At 61.0% G+C, this 18,796-nt stretch carries 17 protein-coding genes; 9 read left to right on the top strand and 8 right to left on the bottom strand.

Translation table 11 applies throughout. From position 1 onward, the window contains the following. Window positions 1-47 precede the first annotated feature (47 nt). On the bottom strand, window positions 48-1,403 hold the full coding sequence (locus DXT88_RS12455; RefSeq protein ID WP_265213814.1) for an MFS transporter: 1,356 nt from the start codon (window positions 1,401-1,403) through the stop codon (window positions 48-50). 180 nt (window positions 1,404-1,583) lie between these two features. On the opposite strand from DXT88_RS12455, the gene cyoA reads away from it, so the two are divergent. The 7 genes from cyoA (at window position 1,584) to DXT88_RS12420 (ending at window position 8,612) form a co-directional block, all read left to right on the top strand. Then, entirely contained in the window at window positions 1,584-2,585 is a 1,002-nt protein-coding gene (gene cyoA, locus DXT88_RS12450; RefSeq protein ID WP_265213812.1) for a ubiquinol oxidase subunit II, read from the top strand. A gap of 105 nt (window positions 2,586-2,690) precedes the next feature. Continuing rightward, window positions 2,691-4,694, top strand: a complete 2,004-nt coding sequence (cyoB, locus tag DXT88_RS12445; protein WP_265213810.1) for a cytochrome o ubiquinol oxidase subunit I — start codon at window positions 2,691-2,693, stop codon at window positions 4,692-4,694. Then, window positions 4,687-5,322, top strand: coding sequence for a cytochrome o ubiquinol oxidase subunit III (cyoC, locus tag DXT88_RS12440; protein WP_265213809.1), 636 nt, complete (start codon window positions 4,687-4,689; stop codon window positions 5,320-5,322). The genes cyoB and cyoC overlap by 8 nt, the downstream gene beginning before the upstream one ends. Further along, window positions 5,319-5,789 (top strand): cytochrome o ubiquinol oxidase subunit IV, encoded by a 471-nt coding sequence (cyoD, locus tag DXT88_RS12435; protein WP_016835408.1) that lies wholly within the window; start codon window positions 5,319-5,321, stop codon window positions 5,787-5,789. The genes cyoC and cyoD overlap by 4 nt, the downstream gene beginning before the upstream one ends. 134 nt (window positions 5,790-5,923) lie before the next feature. Continuing rightward, entirely contained in the window at window positions 5,924-6,667 is a 744-nt protein-coding gene (locus DXT88_RS12430) for an SURF1 family protein (RefSeq protein ID WP_265213807.1), read from the top strand. A 60-nt stretch (window positions 6,668-6,727) separates the two neighbouring features. Further along, window positions 6,728-8,086 (top strand): ATP-binding protein, encoded by a 1,359-nt coding sequence (locus DXT88_RS12425; protein ID WP_265213806.1) that lies wholly within the window; start codon window positions 6,728-6,730, stop codon window positions 8,084-8,086. After that, entirely contained in the window at window positions 8,076-8,612 is a 537-nt protein-coding gene (locus DXT88_RS12420) for a response regulator transcription factor (protein ID WP_265213805.1), read from the top strand. The genes DXT88_RS12425 and DXT88_RS12420 overlap by 11 nt, the downstream gene beginning before the upstream one ends. A gap of 47 nt (window positions 8,613-8,659) precedes the next feature. Here the strand turns inward: DXT88_RS12420 and DXT88_RS12415 are convergent, their stop codons facing one another. Continuing rightward, complete coding sequence (locus DXT88_RS12415; protein WP_265213803.1) at window positions 8,660-10,774, bottom strand: hybrid sensor histidine kinase/response regulator; 2,115 nt, start codon at window positions 10,772-10,774, stop codon at window positions 8,660-8,662. Beyond that, window positions 10,764-12,287, bottom strand: a complete 1,524-nt coding sequence (locus DXT88_RS12410) for an ATPase domain-containing protein (RefSeq protein WP_265213801.1) — start codon at window positions 12,285-12,287, stop codon at window positions 10,764-10,766. The genes DXT88_RS12415 and DXT88_RS12410 overlap by 11 nt, the downstream gene beginning before the upstream one ends. Window positions 12,288-12,603: 316 nt before the next feature. Between DXT88_RS12410 and DXT88_RS12405 the strand changes: the two genes are divergently transcribed. Continuing rightward, complete coding sequence (locus tag DXT88_RS12405) at window positions 12,604-13,005, top strand: response regulator (protein WP_016833887.1); 402 nt, start codon at window positions 12,604-12,606, stop codon at window positions 13,003-13,005. 129 nt (window positions 13,006-13,134) lie between these two features. Next, on the top strand, window positions 13,135-14,181 hold the full coding sequence (locus DXT88_RS12400; protein ID WP_407649331.1) for a sensor histidine kinase: 1,047 nt from the start codon (window positions 13,135-13,137) through the stop codon (window positions 14,179-14,181). Between the two features lie 71 nt (window positions 14,182-14,252). Here the strand turns inward: DXT88_RS12400 and DXT88_RS12395 are convergent, their stop codons facing one another. The 5 genes from DXT88_RS12395 to DXT88_RS12375 all read right to left on the bottom strand — a co-directional run bounded on the left by DXT88_RS12395 (window position 14,253) and on the right by DXT88_RS12375 (window position 18,738). Continuing rightward, window positions 14,253-15,746, bottom strand: a complete 1,494-nt coding sequence (locus tag DXT88_RS12395; RefSeq protein WP_407649330.1) for a c-type cytochrome — start codon at window positions 15,744-15,746, stop codon at window positions 14,253-14,255. Beyond that, window positions 15,746-17,398, bottom strand: coding sequence for a GMC family oxidoreductase (locus DXT88_RS12390; protein ID WP_016833884.1), 1,653 nt, complete (start codon window positions 17,396-17,398; stop codon window positions 15,746-15,748). The genes DXT88_RS12395 and DXT88_RS12390 overlap by 1 nt, the downstream gene beginning before the upstream one ends. Beyond that, window positions 17,395-18,057 (bottom strand): sorbitol dehydrogenase family protein, encoded by a 663-nt coding sequence (locus tag DXT88_RS12385; RefSeq protein ID WP_265213795.1) that lies wholly within the window; start codon window positions 18,055-18,057, stop codon window positions 17,395-17,397. The genes DXT88_RS12390 and DXT88_RS12385 overlap by 4 nt, the downstream gene beginning before the upstream one ends. Before the next feature lie 187 nt (window positions 18,058-18,244). Continuing rightward, complete coding sequence (locus tag DXT88_RS12380; RefSeq protein ID WP_016833882.1) at window positions 18,245-18,442, bottom strand: hypothetical protein; 198 nt, start codon at window positions 18,440-18,442, stop codon at window positions 18,245-18,247. A gap of 107 nt (window positions 18,443-18,549) precedes the next feature. Continuing rightward, entirely contained in the window at window positions 18,550-18,738 is a 189-nt protein-coding gene (locus tag DXT88_RS12375; RefSeq protein WP_265213793.1) for a hypothetical protein, read from the bottom strand. Window positions 18,739-18,796: the final 58 nt, after the last annotated feature.

Raw genomic sequence — 18,796 nt, 5'->3', positions numbered from 1 at the left:
GGCCTGGCTGCTTGCGCATGCCAGGCCGTTTTTATTGGCGGATCAGGTCAGCGGATATCCAGCGCACGGTTAACGCTCAGCGCCGCCAGCGAGCAGACTGCGCCCGACAGCAGGTAGATGCTGACGTAAGCCAGACCGAAGTGAGCCGACAAGCCCAGCGCCACCAGCGGTGCAAAACCTGCGCCAACCAGCCACGCCAGATCGGACGTCAGCGCCGCGCCTGTGTAGCGATATTTGGCAGGGAAGTTGGCGGTCACGGCGCCGGCTGCCTGACCGTAAGACAGGCCGAGCAGGGCAAAGCCGACCAGGATGAAGATGTCCTGCCCGGTATCGCCGCCGTTGATCAGCGTCGGCACGAAGCCGCTCAGCACCGCAATCAGCACCGCCAGCGCGCCCAGCGTGGTGCGGCGGCCGAAGCGGTCAGCGATGGGGCCGGACAATACGATCCCGACCATCATCAGCACCGCGCCGAACACCTGCACCATCAGGAAGTCGCTCATCGAGCGCATCGAATACAGCGAAATCCACGACAGCGGGAACACCGACACCAGATGGAACAGCGCATAGCTGGCCAGTGCGGCGAGGGCGCCGATGATCAGGTTGCGGCCCTGGGTGCGGGTGATGTCGACGACGCCGGTCGGCTCCAGTTCACGTTCTTTCAACAGTTGCGCGTACTCGTCCGACGCTACCAGGCGCAGGCGGGCGAACAGCGCCACGACGTTGATCGCGAACGCGACATAGAACGGATAACGCCAGCCCCACTCGAGGAAGTCGTCGCTGCTCAGGTTGCCGATCAGGTAGGCGAACACCAGGCCGGCGACGATGAAGCCCACCGGCGCGCCGAGCTGGCCCAGCATCGCGTACCAGCCGCGCTTGTTCTTCGGCACGTTGAGCGCCAGCAGCGACGGCAAGCCATCCCACGAGCCGCCCAGCGCCAGGCCCTGGCCGATGCGCAGCACGGACAGCAGCACGATGGCGGTGAAACCCAGATGTTCGTATGTCGGCAGGAACGCGATGCCGGCCGTCGACAGGCCCAGCAGGAACAGCGCCAGTGTCAGTTTGACTTCGCGCCCGAGCTTTCGCTGGATGGCCATGAAAAGGATGGTGCCGAACGGACGCGCCAGAAATGCGAAGGCAAAAATGGTGAAGGAGTAGAGCGTGCCCTCGAGGCGTTGTTCAAATGGAAAGAAAATGGTGGGAAAAACCAACACCGAGGCTATGGCATACACGAAGAAATCGAAGTATTCTGAAGCCCTTCCGATGACCACGCCGATTGCAATATCGCCGGGTGCAATCACTGGATGATCAGATTTGGCATTATTTACATTATCAGAACCACCGACAGGCGTATTTGCAGAAAATTTGCCAGGAACTTCAGGGGGATGAATATGAGTGCTAGCCATGATCATTGTCTCTCTTTCTTGGTTCGGTCTGTAATGCCGCTACGTTCCGCCGGCACATTGGCACACTTGCAAACTCACCATCAAGATGACCGCGAGGGTAGGACAAATTGTCCAATCGCCAATGCCGAACGGTAAGTGTACATTAGCATGATTTGATAGCTCCGACTGGACTTTCCCTGCATGTTTTCACATCTCATTCGCCGCGGATTCATTTTTCTGCCTGCAATTTTGTTGGCCGGTTGCAATACCGTCGTCCTGAATCCTTCCGGGGACATCGCCAACCAGCAAGGCAGGCTGATCATTATTTCCACCATCCTGATGCTGCTGATCATCGTTCCGGTGATTGTGCTGATCGGCCTTTTTGCGTGGCGTTATCGCCAGAACAATACCGCCGCGCGCTATGAGCCGGACTGGGATCACTCGACCCAGCTCGAACTGGTCATCTGGGGCGCGCCGCTGCTGATCATCATCGCGCTCGGCCTCTTGACCTGGATCAGCACCCACACGCTCGATCCGTATCGCAAGCTGTCGCGCCTGGATGCGCTGCGCCCCATCCCTGAAAACGTCAAGCCGCTGATCGTCGAAGTCGTCGCGCTGGACTGGAAGTGGCTGTTCATTTATCCGGAGCAAGGTGTCGCTACCGTGAATGAACTGGCTGCGCCGGTTGACCGTCCGATCGAATTCAGGATCACCGCCTCGACCGTGATGAACTCGTTTTATATCCCGGCGCTGGCAGGGCAGATCTACGCGATGCCGGGCATGCAGACCAAGCTCAACGCCGTCATCAACAAGCCGGGCGAGTTTGAAGGCTTCTCGGCCAACTACAGCGGCGCCGGTTTCTCGGACATGCGCTTCAAGTTCCACGGCGTGAGCGATGAAGACTTCGACGCTTGGGTCAAGAAGGTCAAGGCCGGCGGCGGCGCGCTCAAGCGCACCGAATACCTGGCGCTGGAAAAGCCGAGCATCAAGGATCCGGTGCAGCACTTCAACGCCGTTGACGGCACGCTGTACCACGCGATCCTGAATCGTTGCGTCGCCGAAGGCCAGGTCTGCATGGACCAGCAGATGATGACCGACAAGAACGTCAAGGATGAAGGCAAGGGCGAAAAGACTGAAAAGGGCGCCGCCAAGGCCGCTCCGCAGGAAGTCGCGATGGCCGGCAGCCAGCACCACCATGAATAATCAATCGAAAGAATCGCCGGCGGCATTGTTGCGCGCAACCGGCAAGAGCGTCATGCATGCAGTTTCGCATGGCGCCGCGACCTTCTTTTTCAGCGGAAAGTAACGATGCTAGACCATATTGACATGACCAAGCTGATCTTCGGCCGTCTGAGCTGGGAAGCGATTCCCTTCCATGAACCCATCCTGCTGATCACCTTCATCGGCGTGCTGATCGGCGGCATCGCCGTGCTCGGCGCGGTCAGCTATTTCCGCCTGTGGGGCCCGTTGTGGCGCGACTGGATCACCAGCATCGACCACAAGAAAATCGGCATCATGTATGTCATCCTCGGCATCGTCATGCTGCTGCGCGGCTTCGCCGACGCGCTGATGATGCGCGCCCAGCAGGCGCTGTCCTTCGGCGATTCGGCCGGCTTCCTGCCGCCGCATCACTACGACCAGGTCTTCACCGCCCACGGCGTGATCATGATCTTCTTCGTGGCGATGCCGCTGGTCACGGGCCTGATGAACTACGTCGTGCCGCTGCAGATCGGCGCACGCGACGTGGCGTTCCCGTTCCTGAACAACTTCAGCTTCTGGATGACGACATTCGGCGCCGGCCTGGTCATGGCCTCGCTGTTCGTCGGCGAATTCGCCCGTACCGGCTGGCTGGCCTATCCACCTTTGTCGGGCATCCTCGGCAGTCCTGATGTGGGGGTGGACTATTACATATGGTCGTTGCAGATTGCCGGGGTAGGGACGCTCTTGTCAGGGATCAACCTGATCGCCACCATCGTCAAGATGCGCGCGCCGGGCATGAACATGATGAAGATGCCGGTCTTCACCTGGACGGCGCTGTGCACCAACGTGCTGATCGTCGCCGCTTTCCCGATCCTGACCGCCGTCCTCGGCATGCTGTCGCTGGACCGCATGTTCGGCACCAATTTCTTCACCAACGATCTCGGCGGCAACGCCATGATGTACGTGAACCTGATCTGGATCTGGGGCCACCCTGAGGTCTACATCCTGATTCTGCCTGCCTTCGGCATTTTCTCGGAGATCGTGGCGACCTTCAGCGGCAAGCGCCTGTTCGGCTACACCTCCATGGTGTATGCGACCGTCGTGATCACCATCCTGTCCTACCTGGTCTGGCTGCATCACTTCTTCACCATGGGTTCGGGGGCGAGCGTCAATTCGTTCTTCGGCATCACCACGATGATCATCTCGATCCCGACCGGCGCGAAGATTTTCAACTGGCTGTTCACCATGTATCGCGGCCGCATCCGTTTCGAAGTGCCCATGCTGTGGACCATCGGCTTCATGATCACCTTCGTCATCGGCGGCATGACCGGCGTGATGCTGGCGGTTCCGCCGGCCGACTTCGTGCTGCACAACAGCCTGTTCCTGATCGCCCACTTCCACAACGTGATCATCGGCGGCGTGGTGTTCGGCATGTTCGCGGGCATCAATTTCTGGTTCCCGAAGGCTTTCGGTTACAAGCTGGACGATTTCTGGGGCCGTTGCAGCTTCTGGTTCTGGTGCATCGGTTTCTGGGTTGCCTTCACGCCGTTGTACGTGCTGGGCTTCATGGGCGTTACCCGCCGCATGAGTCACTTCGAAGATCCGTCGCTGCAGATCTGGTTCCAGATCGCCGCCTTCGGCGCCTTGCTGATCGCAGCTGGCATCGGCTCGTTCATCATCCAGCTGGTGGTCAGCTACCTGCGCCGCGACAAGCTGCGCGACACGACCGGCGATCCATGGGGCGCCCGTACGCTGGAATGGTCGACTTCGTCGCCGCCGCCGGATTACAACTTCGCTTTCACTCCGCGCGTGCACGACAACGACGCCTGGGCTGACATGAAGGCCAACGGCTACACCCGTCCGCAAGATGGTTTCGTGCCTATCCACATGCCGAAGAACACCGGCGCCGGCTTCATCATTGCCGCTTTGAGCGCAGTGATCGGCTTTGGCCTGATCTGGCAGATGTGGCTGCTGGCCGGCGCTGGTTTCATCGCCCTGATGGCCGCGATCATCACGCACACCTTCAATTACAAACGCGATTACTACATTTCGGCCGACGACGTCGTCCTTACTGAAGCCAACCGCACACGCTTGCTGGATAGCCATGTCTGAGATTTCCCACAATTCCGCCGCAACCATGGACGCATCGCCTAGTTCGCGTTACTTCGTCAGGGAACATCATCCCGAAAACGGCACCTTGCTCGGTTTCTGGATGTACCTGATGAGCGACTGCCTGATCTTCGCCTGCCTGTTCGCCACTTATGCCGTGCTGGGCCGCAACTATGCCGGCGGTCCAACCGGCGCCGAGCTGTTCGACCTGCCGCTGGTGGCGGTCAACACTTCCTTGCTGCTGCTGTCGTCGATCACGTACGGCTTCGCCATGCTGGAAATGCAAAAGCAGAAGGTCCGCACCACGCTGATCTGGCTGGCCGTTACCGGCTTGCTGGGCGCCGGCTTCATCTACCTGGAACTGTACGAGTTCGTGCACCTGATCCATGAAGGCGCGGGCCCGCAACGCAGCGGTTTCCTGACCTCGTTCTTCGCTTTGGTGGCGACCCACGGCCTGCACGTCAGCTTCGGCATCGTCTGGCTGATCACCCTGATGTTCCAGATCAACAAGCACGGCCTGACGCCTGAAAACGGTCGTCGCCTGATGTGCCTGTCGATGTTCTGGCACTTTTTGGACGTGGTCTGGATCGGCGTCTTCACCTTTGTTTACCTGATGGGAGTCCTGCCATGAGCGCGCCACAGCATCAAGAACACCCGTCGCACGCCGAGAAATACGGCCATCAGGACGGCTTCGACGTACATCATCACGACCATACCGCCGACCACGGCAGCCTCAAGAGTTACACCATCGGCTTCGTGCTGGCGGTGATCCTGACGGCCATCCCGTTCTGGCTGGTCATGGGCAACGTGATCGAGAAATCCAGCACGGCAGGTTTTGTCCTGCTGGGCCTGGCGGTGGTCCAGATCGTGGTCCACATGATCTACTTCCTGCACATGAACTCCAGGTCCGAAGGCGGCTGGACCATCCTCGCGCTGATCTTCACGATCATGGTCGTGGTCATCATGCTGGCCGGTTCGCTGTGGGTCATGTATCACCTGAATCACAACATGATGCCCGGCATGAGCCAGGATCTGATCCAGGAAGCCGTGCCCGGTTCGATGCAGAACATGCAGCACAACATGCCCGGCATGAAGTGATCTGCCTGAATCTGAATCTGAATTTGAACCCGCTGTAATCAGCAGTGACTCATAGCCACTCTCCAGGGCGCGCCGTTGCGGAAGCAGCGCCGCGCCCTCGGTCTTCCGGGTTGCGCCGTTTCCTTGCCGGCTGCATGCTCCTGGTTTTCCTCGGTTTCCTCGCGCTCGGCGCCTGGCAGGTCAAACGCCTGTTCTGGAAGCTCGACCTGATCGAGCGCGTCGACCGCCGCGTACATGCTGCACCGGTTGCACCTCCGGGTCCCGATGTCTGGTCAAACGTGACGGCCGATTCCCATGAGTATTTACATGTGCGCCTGAGCGGCACCTTCCTGTACGCCAAAACTGCACGCGTGCAGGCCTTGTCGCGGCTGGGCGCCGGCTTCTGGCTGCTGACCCCGCTGCGCGGCGCCGACGGCGTCACGACACTGGTCAACCGCGGCTTCATCGCCGCCGGCGCACACGACGAGAAGGAGGGCGCAGCCGAGGCGCCGGCCGAGGTCGTCGGTTTGCTGCGCATCAGCGAACCGCATGGCGGCTTCCTGCGCAAGAACGATGCTGCCGCAGACCGCTGGTTTTCGCGCGACGTGCCGGCCATCGCAATGTCGAGGAAGCTGGACCACGTCGCGCCGTATTTCATCGATGCGGAGGATACGCACAGCGCTGCGTCGGAACAGCAACGCGCCGCGAACGGACAAGCCGTCGGTGGACTGACCGTGATTTCCTTTCCCAACAATCATCTGGTCTACGCGTTGACCTGGTTCGGACTGGCCCTGATGACGGGCGCCGCATTCTTCTGGATCGGACGCGACGAAAAACGCCGGCGCCTGTCCGCCGGGCAGAAAAACAAAGATGGCAAGCAAGGCCCAGACGCGGGATAATTCCGGCAAATTCGTCGTCTCCGACCCGCCAATTCACTCGTTTACCATGATCGACTGCGCATGATCGACAGCGTCCTTCCGCCAGGCCCTGAAATCGCCCGCGCGCCTGATCGCGCCGCCGGCCACAAGAACATGCTGCAACTGATCCAGTTGCGCTGGATCGCCGTGTTCGGCCAGATCACCACCATCATCGTGGTGATTTTCGGTTTCGACATCCATTTGCCGCTGCCGCACATGCTGGAAGTGCTGGCCTGCCTGATCGCCTTCAACATCGGCAGCCACCTGCGCTGGCACGAGCGGCCCTTCGTCACCAACCGCGAGCTGTTCCTGGCGCTGCTGGTCGACGTCGCCACCCTGACCGCGCAGCTGTACCTCAGCGGCGGCGCCAGCAATCCATTCGCCTTCCTGTATCTGCTGCAGGTTATCCTGAGCGCAGTGCTGCTGGAAGCCTGGTCCACCTGGACCATCGTCTGCATTACCGGCCTCTGTTTCGCCGGCCTGTCGCAGTTCTTCATGCCGTTGTCGCTGCCGCCGGACCATGATGAAGGCCTGTTCAGCCTGTACGTCGAAGGCATGTTGATCAGCTTCCTGCTGATCGCCGCCTTGCTGGCCATTTTCATCACGCGCATCAGCAGCAACCGCCGTGCCGGCGACGCCCAGCTGGCCGCCTTGCGCCAACGCGCCGCGGAAGAAGATCACATCGTGCGCATGGGCTTGCTGGCGTCCGGCGCCGCCCATGAACTCGGCACGCCGCTGGCGACGCTGGCGGTGATCCTGGGCGACTGGAAGCGCATGCCGGAATTCAGCAGCAACCCTGTGCTGATCGAAGAAATCAGCGAAATGCAGATCCAGTTGCAGCGCTGCAAAACCATCGTCAGCGGCATCTTGCTGTCGGCCGGCGAAGCGCGTGGCGAGTCCTCGGTCAAGACCACGCTCAATACCTTCCTGGGCGACATCGCCGAGGAATTCCGCACCACGCGTCCCATCGTCGCCTTCGACTATCGGAACCTCATCGAACACGACATGCCGGTCGCTTTCGATTCGGCGCTCAAGCAGATGATCTGCAACGTCCTCGACAATGCGCTGGAAGCCTCTCCACGCTGGCTCAGTTTCACCGCCGCGCGTGAAGAAAACCAACTCAAGTTGACCGTTGACGACACCGGTCCCGGCTTCGTGCCGTCCATGCTGGACCAGATCGGCAAGCCTTACCAGTCGACCAAGGCCAAGACCGGCGGCGGACTGGGATTGTTCTTCGTGGTCAATGTCGCGCGCAAACTCGGCGGCGCCGTCACGGCGCACAATCGCAGCGAAAACGGTCACGTCGCCGGCGCCACGGTGTGCCTGACGCTGCCGCTGTCGGCCATCAGCCTGGAAGCGGAACGTGCGGCAACTGCCGAGGAAAGGAACCATGTCGACTGAACGCCTGCTGCTCATCATCGAAGACGACGCCGCCTTTGCGCGCACGCTCAGTCGCTCGTTCGAACGGCGCGGCTATGTCGTCCTGCACGCCGCCAGCCAGGATGAAGCAGCAGCCTTGCTGAGGCAGCACAATCCCGGCTACGCGGTGGTCGATCTCAAACTCAACGGCAATACCTCCGGCCTGTCTTGCGTGCAGATGCTGCACCAGCACGACGAAGCCATGCTGATCGTGGTGCTGACCGGATTTGCCAGCATCGGTACTGCAGTCGAGGCGATCAAGCTGGGCGCCATCCAATATCTCGCCAAACCATCCAATACTGACGACATCGAGGCCGCCTTCGGCCAGGTCGCCGGCAATACGGAAGTGGAGCTCACGGCACGCTCGACCTCCATCAAGAACCTCGAATGGGAGCGCATCCACGAAGTGCTGGTGGAAACCGATTTCAACATCTCCGAAACCGCACGCCGTCTCGGCATGCACCGGCGCACGCTCGCGCGCAAGCTGGAAAAGCAGCGCGTCAAGTAAATCCGATCAAGTGAGTCCAATCGGATCATCCGTCCCGGCAGGGCGACTCAGGAGCGGGAAGCGGAGGGCGGGGCGGCGTGATGGTGCTGCATGGCTCCTTTTGCGCGCATGGCGCGCTTGACGCTGTTGGCCAGCTCGGTGATCTGGAACGGCTTGCGCAAGACGGCGTCGAGATCGATGACTTTTTCGACGGCCTGCATGTCGGCGTAGCCGGTTGCCATGATGATGGGAAGTTGCGGATCGCGCGCGCGGGCAGCGGCGATTACTTCGGCGCCGTTCATGCCCGGCATCAGAAAGTCCACGATCAACAGGTCGAAATGGGCTCTTTGCAACTTTTCCAGCCCGAACCAGCCGTTCTCCGCCTGATCCACCGTATAGCCCAGGATTTCAAGGCATTCGACGATGAACTGCCGGACCTGGGCGTCGTCCTCCACCACCAGAATGTTGCCGGATTCCTTCGGTTCCAGCGGCTGGTCCAGCATTTCCTGATCGTGCTCACGCACCGGCAGCGCGCCGGCCACCGGTAGCCAGACCTCCACCGTCGTACCTTTTCCCACTACGCTATCGATGCGCGCCAGCCCGCCGGACTGATCGGCAATGCCGTACACCTGGCTGAGTCCGAGGCCGGTGCCTTTGCCGACCGCCTTGGTGGTGAAGAAGGGGTCGAATACCTTGCTGAGTATTTCCTGCGTGATGCCGGTGCCGGTGTCCTTGACCTCGATCACGATGTAGGCGCCGGGCTTGAGCACGCCATCGTGGGCGTAGCGGTGCTGCACGTTGATGGTCAGGTTGCCGCCGTCGGGCATGGCGTCGCGCGCGTTGATGGCGAGATTGAGGATCGCCATCTCGATCTGGTTGGCGTCGGCCACGGCGCGCGGCAAATCCTCGGCAACATTGATCGAGATGCTGATGCCGGTACCGACCGACACGGCGATCAGATCCTTCATGCCGTCGATGACCGAGGCGATGTCGACCGCTTTCAGGTCCAGCGTCTGGTTGCGCGAGAACGCCAGCAACTGCCCGGTCAGTTTGGCGCCGCGCTTGGTGGCGTTGCGCGCGGAACCGGCCATGCGCTTGATGCGTTCATCGGAGGAGAGCCGCTCGATCAGGTCGACGTTGCCGATGATCACGTTGAGCAGGTTGTTGAAATCATGCGCGATGCCGCCGGTCAGGCGGCCGATCGCTTCCATCTTCTGCGCCTGCACCAGCGCGATCTGGGTGCGTTCACGCTCGGACATTTCCTTCATCAGGCGGTCGTTGGCCTGGGCCAGTTCGGACGTGCGTTCCTGGATGCGCAACTCGAGGGTCTCGTTGAACTGGCGCAGATTGCTCTCGCTTTCGAGCAGACGATCCTCCGCCTCGCGACGGTCGCTGATATCGAGCGAGACGCCGGCCATCTGAATCGGCACGCCGACACTGTTATGGAGGGTCTGGCCGCGAATCTGCACCCAATGCACGGAGCCGTCCGGCCATACCACCTGGTACTCGATCGAGAAATCGTCTTTCGACAACAAGGCTGCTTCGATCACATCCAGATGGCGCTGGCGATCGTCGGCATGAATCGCGTTGATCAGGTCGTCGTAAGTGAATTCGCTCTCCGGCGCAATGCCGAAGTGCATCTTGCACGCATCTGAAACGATCAGGATGGAATTGGCCAATTCAAGGCTCCAGGAGCCGAGGCGGCCGGCATTCAGCGCCAGGCGCAAATGTTCTTCCGAGCGCGCACGTTCCTGCAGATGGCTGCGGCTGAGGTATTGCCGGCGTCGCGCACGCAGCGCCGAGACCCCGGCGCGCAGCAGCGTCTCGCTATTCACGGGGCGCTCCAGCAAGATCATGTTGACCAGGCGCTCCAGCACGTCCAACACCGGATTGCGTTCGGCATTGCGTTGTTTGGCGCTGAGGATCACGAAGGGAAAATCAGACCACGATTCCTGTTTTTCCACCCAGCGGTGCAGCAGCGAGAAATCCGCATTGCCGAGTGCTTCCTCGGTAATCAATGCCGCTCCGGCGCCGATCTCCAGTTCCTGCATCAACTCGGCATAGCTGCTGCAGATTGCACATTTAAGGCCTTCGGCCGACAGCGTCTGCTCAATGACTTCCGCATCCCGGCCATGGGGAGCAAGGATGAGGATGCGTTCCTCCAACGGGAGATTAATCGGCATCGGTTGCCATGATGGGAGTTCTGCCGCGGTACGTCGGCAGTCCGCTCATGATGCCTTCAAAATCCTGTAAAGCTTCGCCGATCTGCAGTCCCTGGCTGGGACTGAGCCGGAACTCGTGGATGGAGCGCGGATGATTGCTGATGCGACTCTTGACCACCGATACGGCAGTGGCGATGTCGCCGCGCGCCTCGAAGAAACGGAACAACAGGATGGTGTCGCTGAGATAGCTGAGGTCGATGTCGGAACGGATTTCGCCGACCAGACCATGTTGTCCCAGCACCAGCAGCGTGGTGACGCCTTGCTGGCTCAGGTAGGACAGCATCTCGTGCATCTGCAGCAGCAGGAATTTTTCACCCGGCATCGACTGCATGTAAGCATTGAGACTATCGATCACGGCAAAACTGCGACCTTCGTTCTCGACTGCGTTGCGCACGGTGCTGGTGAACTCCCCGGGCGACATTTCAGCGGGATTGACCGAGTGGAGCTTGAGGCTGCCGTCGGCGATATAAGGCTCGACGTCCATGCCGAGTGCGCGTGCACGGCTCATCAATGTGCCCCGGCCTTCGTCGAACAGGTAATAGGCAGCGCGTTCGCCGCGCTGCAAGGCGGCCAGCGCACAGCGCAACGCCGTGGTGGTCTTGCCTACGCCGGAAGGCCCGCTCAGCAGCGTGTTGGTGCCGCGCACCAGGCCTCCGCCCAGCAAGCTATCGAGGCCGGGCACGCCGGTGCTGGTCATGCTGTCTTCAAATTCGGCAAAATGCTCCGCAGCGACCAGGCGCGGGAAGACATGCATGCCGCCGGTTTTGAGGACGAAGTCGTGATAGCCGCCGGTGAAGCTGATGCCGCGCATCTTGATGACGCGCAGGCGACGCCGCTCGGTACCGAAATCCTGCGCCAGTTGCTCCAGGCTGATGACGCCGTGGGCGATGCTGTGCAACTGCAGGTCGCCGGCTTCGGCGGTGCGGTCGTCGAGCATCAGCACGGTGCATTTGCGCGTCGAGAAAAAATGCTTGAGCGCCAGGATCTGGCGCCGATAGCGCAACGGGTTCTGCGCCAGCAGTCGCATTTCCGACAAGCTGTCGAAGATCACGCGCGACGGCTTGAGCTCGTCGACGCGCGCGATCACGCTCTTGATGGTTTCACCGAGTTCGATTTCGGAAGGGTGAAGGATGGATTGCTGAAAATCCGGGTTCAGATCTTCCTCGTCGATCAGTTCATAGAGCGACAAACCTTCCAGCGACCAGCCGTGCGAGGCAGCGACCGCGCGAAGCTCGGCGGCTGTTTCCGACAGCGTGATATACAGACCGGATTCGCCTTGGGCCAATCCTTCAAGGAGGAATTGCAGGCCGAAAGTGGTCTTGCCCGTGCCCGGGGTACCTTCGAGAAGGTACAGGCGATCACGCGTAATGCCGCCGCCCAGGATGGTGTCCAGGCCGGCAATGCCGGTCGCGGATCGGGTTGGAATGGGATCTGCTGCGCGATCCGGTGTGAGGTGGTTTTGTTGTGTAGCCATCACGTCGATATCGTTAGGTTGTGATGATCGGGCAGGTGCCGCGACCGTTTTTTTATGAAGCCTACTGTAGCAGCAGGCCTATTTTCCCCCTGTCAGATGACCCCTGAATCTTTTGTAAGACATTTTGAAGTTGATCCGGAAAGGCAGGCGGGACAAGGGTCTCCGGCTTTTTTTTGATTTCCGGAAATATGTGCGGCGGCTATTGCACGCCCATCAGAATGCATTACTATCGACATGTGCAATTTTGTGGAAAGCCGGGCTTCCGAAATTCCTACCCGCCTCATCAACAGATGTTGAAATGACAACACAAACAACAATGACGACAAGCGTATCGAGCATGCCGGACCAAGCCGACGCGGCCGGTCTGCATATCCTGGTCGTGGAAGACAATCTGGATTCCCTGCAACTGGTCTGCGAGCTGCTCGCGGTGCTGGGGCATCGGGCCGAAGGCGTCGGCAGCGCTGAAGAAGCCTTGGCCGAACTGGAGCAGCACGACTTCGATGTCCTGTTCACCGACGTCAGCCTGCCGGGCATGTCCGGTCTTGAACTGGCCAAACGGACGAGCGAAAAAACACCGGCGCTGAAAATCATTTTCGCCTCCGGCTACGGCGCGCAAATCAGCAAGAACATCGGTCCCGGCACGTTCTCACTGCCCAAGCCTTACGACATCGATCAATTGCAGGACATCCTCGACAACATCGGCAGGCAATTGCAATAAGCCAACAGCAGACGGTGCTGTTCTGCCGCACCGTTTCAGATCCCGGAGAACCCTATCAATACCCTGGAACAACTGGCCGTCCTGGTCGAGCAGAATCGCGAGGCGCTGCTCACACGCTGGCGCAGCATGGTGCGGGCCTTGCCGTCCGCACGCAATCTCAGCATCCCGACGCTGAACGATCACGTGCCGGCCTTGCTGGACGAAATCGCGCTGGCCTTTCGCCGTAATTCGGACGAATCGATCGCCGAGGTGCTGGCCGACGGCACGCCGCCGGAACACGGCCTGCAGCGCCTGCACAACGGCTACCTGATCGAGGAAGTGGTGGCCGAATACAATCTGCTGCGCGGTTGCATCCATGATCTGGCGAGCACGCACCAGATCAACCTGCAAGGCAAACCGTTCCATGTCATCAACCTGGTGTTCGACAGCGCCATCGGCCTGGCGGTACAGACCTTCTCGGTCAACCGCGCGCTGGAAGTGCAACGCCGTCGCGAAGAATATCTCTCCTTCATCGCACACGATCTGCGCACACCTCTGAACGCCGTGGCGCTGGCATCCAAAGTGCTCGAATCAACGCTGGGCGCGCAGAACGCCGATCCGCGGGCGGCGCGCATGATCAAGGTCTTGCAGCGCAATGTGCAAAGCATGTCGGGACTGGTGGCCAAGGTCATCGAAGAAAACGACAACATGAAAACCGAAAGCGGCGTCAAGCTGGAACGCCGCAACATCGATCTGTGGCCGCTGGTGGAAAGCATGGTCTACGACCTCAATCCGGTCGCCGGCACCGGCAGCACGCGGCTGCTCAATGATGTGCCGGAAGATCTGGTGATCTATGCCGATGCCAATCTCTTGCGCCGCATGATGCAGAACCTGATCGCCAACGCCATTACCCATACGCCGCAAGGCGAGGTGGTGATCGGCGCTGCGCCCACTTTGGATGGCGCCGGCATTGAATGCTGGGTGAGCGACAACGGCATGGGTATTTCCAAGGACCGCCTGGCGCTGATCTTCGAGAAATTCGAAACCGAAACCAAGGACCACGGTGGTCTCGGCCTCGGCCTGGCGATTTTCAAGACCTTTGTGGAAGCGCATGAAGGCAGCTTCGACGTCGTCAGCGAACCCGGCAAGGGCTCCCGCTTCAGTTTCATTCTGCCGAACCGGCCCGAGCGCCGCTAATTCTCTTTTCTCCAAACGACAACGCGGAGCTGCGCCAGGCGCAGACTCCGCGTTTTTTTGCGCTCAATAACTTACTTGAATGGAATCCGCCGACGACGACGCGCCATGAAGACGGCCACTGCAGTCAGCAACAGCAGCAGGATCGCCACCCCAATGGCTGGAGCAATGAAGGGCTGCAGCCGGGCCAGCACCGGCTGTTCGCCGCCGTTGCGCGCCTGCGCCACATACGCTTCGCTGACCTGCACCTCGGGATTGCCGTACTGTTTCAGCACATAGTTGGCAATCAGCGCGATCTGCTTGTCCGTCAACGGATTGACGTAGGAATGCCCATCGAAACGCGGCATCAGGATCTCGTTGTCGCCGACCTTGCGCTCGACGCCGTACAGGATCGCCGACACCAGATTGGCCGGATTGCGCGCGCCGGTGGTCGTATTGTGGAACAGCGACGGATAGTCTTGGCCGCTGCTGCCTGACCCTGATGCGGCATGGCAACTGGCGCAATAGCCGCTGAACAGCACAGCGCCGCTGTTGAGGCTGTCGTGCTCGTTGCGGCCGCTGGTGCCGCGCAGCACCGCTTCGTCGCTGGCAGCTTTGCCGTAGCTGTAGGCCGGCTGCGCCTGGGCGTTGTCGCGCACCGGTGGCACCGTGCGCAGGTAGGCGACGATGGCGGCCACGTCGTCATCGCGCAGATGCTGGAAGCTGTTGGTGACCGCTTCGGCCATCGCGCCGCCGGCCTGGCCTTTGCCTTCGGCGTGGCCGGTTTTCAGGTATTGCATCAGTTCGGCGTCGCTCCAGCCACCGACGCCGCTGACCTTGTCCGATGTGATATTGGGCGCATGCCATGAACCCAGCGGGGCGCCGGCCAGCGCGGAGCCGCCTTTTTCACCCATCAGGAAATTGCGTGGCGTATGGCAGGCGCTGCAATGCGCAAGCCCTTCGGCGAGGTATTGGCCGCGATTGATTTGCTGCGACCTGGCCGCATCGGGGACGAAGCGTTTGGTGTCGAGGAAGATCGCATTCCACGCCAGCATCGACATGCGCACATTGAACGGGAATGGCAATTGGGTCCGGCTCGCAGCGGGCGTGTCGACCGGCTCGACGGCGTGCATGAAGTAGCTGTACAGCTTGTGCACGTCGCTATCGGTCAGCATGGCGTAGCTGGTGTATGGCATGGCCGGATACAGATGGCTGCCGTCGGCGCGCACGCCTTCGCGCAGGGCGCGCGCGAATTGCGCCTCGCTGTAGTTGCCGATGCCGGCGGTTTTCGACGGCGTGATGTTGGTGGCGTAAATCGTGCCCAGCGGCGACTCGATGGCGTAGCCGCCGGCATAAGGCTTGCCGGCCGGTGCAGTGTGACAGGCCATGCAGTCGGCGGCGATCGCCAGATAGCGGCCGCTTTCGATGTCGTTTTGGGCGGAGCCGGACGGGGCCGGGGAAGATGCGGGGGATGCCGGTGCGGGAGGTTTGGTCAGCGACTGTTCTTGCGCATGCGCCGAGGTCAAACCAGCCATCGCGAGCGAAGACACGATGAGAAGGGCGAGGAGAGAGGAACGAGCAGTCATCATCATCCCTTCGCCAGCATCTTGCCGATGTCGTCGGCAGCGCGCAGACCCAGCGCCGCCATGCTCAGCGTACTGTTGACCACGCTCGCCGACGGCATCGCACCGCCGCCCGGCAGCCACAGGTTGGCATGGTCGTGCGCACGGCAATTGCCGTCGACCACCGAGTCTTTGGGATTGCTGCCCATGATCACGCCGCCCATGACGTGGTTATTGGCGTTGAGGTTGGTGGTGATGTTGAACTCCACCGCACCGAACAGCTGGCCGATGTGTTTCAGCTGCTTGTGCGCTGCTTCCGCGCCTTTGCGCACATAGTCGCCGACGTCGTAATAGATGTCCGGGCAAGCCAGTCCCAACGGATCCTTGCGCGTCTTGCTCAGGGTCAGGCGGTTATGCGCTTCCGGCAGCGGCTCCAGGCTGATCGACAAGTCCACGCCGAAGGCGGCGCGACGACGGATCTCATCGTCCAGCTCGGGGCCGACCAGACCGAGTTTCAATGCCTGCTGCGTGGCCGGGCCGACGCGCGTGATGTTGTTGAGGATCATCTTGTTGGATGAATACTCGGCACGCGACGCGCCATCGCGCGGCCCCACCAAGCAACTGCTCTGGGCCGGACCGCGACCGGTCCAGATCGGCTCGTTGGCGAGGAAGGTGCAATGGAAGCCGGAGTGATCCATCATGTTGCGGCCGACCTGGTCGGACGAGTTGGCCAGGCCGTTCGGGTTCGCAGCATTTGCGGCCAGCAACAACAGCCGCGGCGTCTCGATGCCGTTGCAGGCGAACACGAAGGCCTTGGCCGTCGCCTTGTGCGGCTTCTTGCCGGCGTCATACCAGTACGCGGCCGTGACGCGGTTGTTCTGATCGGTGTCGACCTTGAACACCACCGCCTCGGACAACACTTTCGCGCCTTTCATCTCGGCGCGCTGGACGTGGTGGATGCCGTTGTACATTGCGCCGATCGGGCAGATCGGCTGGCAGTTATTGTTGCCGCAGCAGGTCGGGCGGCCTTGCCACGGGCGCGTGCTGCGACCCTGCGGAATCGGCACCGAGTTGTAGCCGTGCGGATTCACCACCTCGGCGAAACGCGTGTCGCCATAGCCCCACGGCACCATGTCCATCGGATACGGCTTGCTGCGTTCGCTCGGCGATTGCCGGGCCGGGTCGTTCGGTCCGGCCACGCCCATTTCTTCTTCGGCGCGGCAGTAATACGGTTCCAGTTCTTCGTACGAAATCGGCCAGTCGCGGCCGACGCCATAAGTCGACTTCATCTTCAGGTCGACCGGCAGGTGACGCCAGCAAGACGCCGCCCAGTGCCAGGTGGTGCCGCCGACCGTGCGCAGGTAGCCCTGCTGGAAGCCGTTGCCGTCCGGACCGGACAGCGCGATGTAATCGTTCTTCGGGAAGTAGAGCGGCGCCGGTGCATTGGGCGCTTGCGGATAGAGCCCCTGGTAGTCCGAGCCGACACGGTTTTCGAACGGCATGTTGCGCCAGTTCTCGACCGCTTGCGCGCGTTCGATGCGCAGGCCGGCTTCCAGCATCAGCACCGAATAACCCTGGGTCACAAGTTGATCGGCGATCATCGCGCCGACCACGCCGGATCCGACAATGACGACATCGGCCGTGGCATCGCCATCGGCAGTAAAGAGTGGTTGTTTCATGTTTTTGCTTTTGGTTCGGGAGTGCCGGTAGTGGGAGGCGCCGGGACAGGTGCAGGAGCGACGGGAGCGGAGACGCGGATCGCAGGCGGCGCCTTGGTCCACCACACCGGGCCGTAATTGCAATAGGTCGGCACGGTCTGGCCGTCCGACACCGGCCGGTACATCAGCGCTTCGGCGTACGACACCACCACGGCTTGCTTGCCTTTGCCGATGGTGCCGGTGTACCACGCGGCGACGATGGCCAGGGTCAGATCGCGCAGCCCTGCATCGGTGGCGGCAGCCAGCAGGGCCTTCGGTTCCTGGCCGTCTTGCAGCAGTGCGCCGAGGCGCGCCGACTGTGCCGCGAAATCGGGATAAGTCTTGCGCATGGCGGCTTCGATCCTGACGCCGGTATCGGTCTTCAGGTCGGCATGGCCGGTGATGCGTTTGGAGAAGTTGATGAAGGCGAGGGCTTCAGGACTTGGCGGCGGCGCCGCGGTCGGAGCGGCCGGCGTCTGCGCATTGCTGAACAGCGGGTTGCTCCAGAAGCCGGCTTCGGCGACCAATGCTGCGAGGCCGACCAGGATATGGCGCCGGCTGATGCCGCCGGTCAGTTTGACTTTGCCGGCTGTCGCGGAGGACTGCTCGGGAGCGGGCGAAGGTGAAGAAGGGGGCCTCATGAAGCGGCTCTTTGCTGGCTGGGCGTGACCTGGCACATGTGAGTTCCTGCAATTTCTTGTTGGCTGGGATGGAGCAATGATAGCAATGTTAGCGCTAACATGCTTGCGGCGCTTTGAAACTTGTCTTTATTGCAAAGTATCCAGTGACCTGCAGGAGTAACGAAGAAAAGAAAATATGCAGAGAACTTCAGCCGTCGCTTTGCGGCGCATCGCCGTCGAAGACGCGAAAAGCTTCATCTTCATGCGAAGGCGGCGCGGGTGGAGCGGTGCCTTTTTCAGGAGCGGGATGCTTCTGCGGGGTCTTGCCGGGATGGACGTCTTCAAGTTCTGCGTGGCGCTGGGCGCGACGGGCTTGCTCATGCAATTGATGGGAGGTGTGGGACATGGCTGCTCCTTGCTGGGGCATCAGAATAAACCCGATGCCGGAAATGCAATGGCGGCCGGTAAGGCCGCCATTATGCTCAACTGTCGACGTGAAATGGCTGCGTCCAATCAGGATGCGGGACTTGCTTCAGCCTTCTCCGCCACGTCGGCAAAGCCGTCGACGCCTTCGATGCCGGCAATGCGCAAGGCGGTGCGGTGACGGACCTGTTCCTGCTCAAGGTCGCTGTCATTCTCGGCGGCGACCTGCTGGACATCCTTGGCGTCTGGAGCGGTTTTGTTCGGTTGGGATTTCGACATGGAGGTTCTCCTCAAGGGGACAATGAAAGCTGCGGGCGCACCTGACGCAATGCGCGAC

Source organism: Herbaspirillum lusitanum, assembly GCF_026127345.1.
In the GTDB taxonomy this organism is placed as follows: Bacteria; Pseudomonadota; Gammaproteobacteria; order Burkholderiales; family Burkholderiaceae_D; genus Herbaspirillum; species Herbaspirillum lusitanum.
This window is presented reverse-complemented; position numbering and strand designations above follow the sequence as displayed.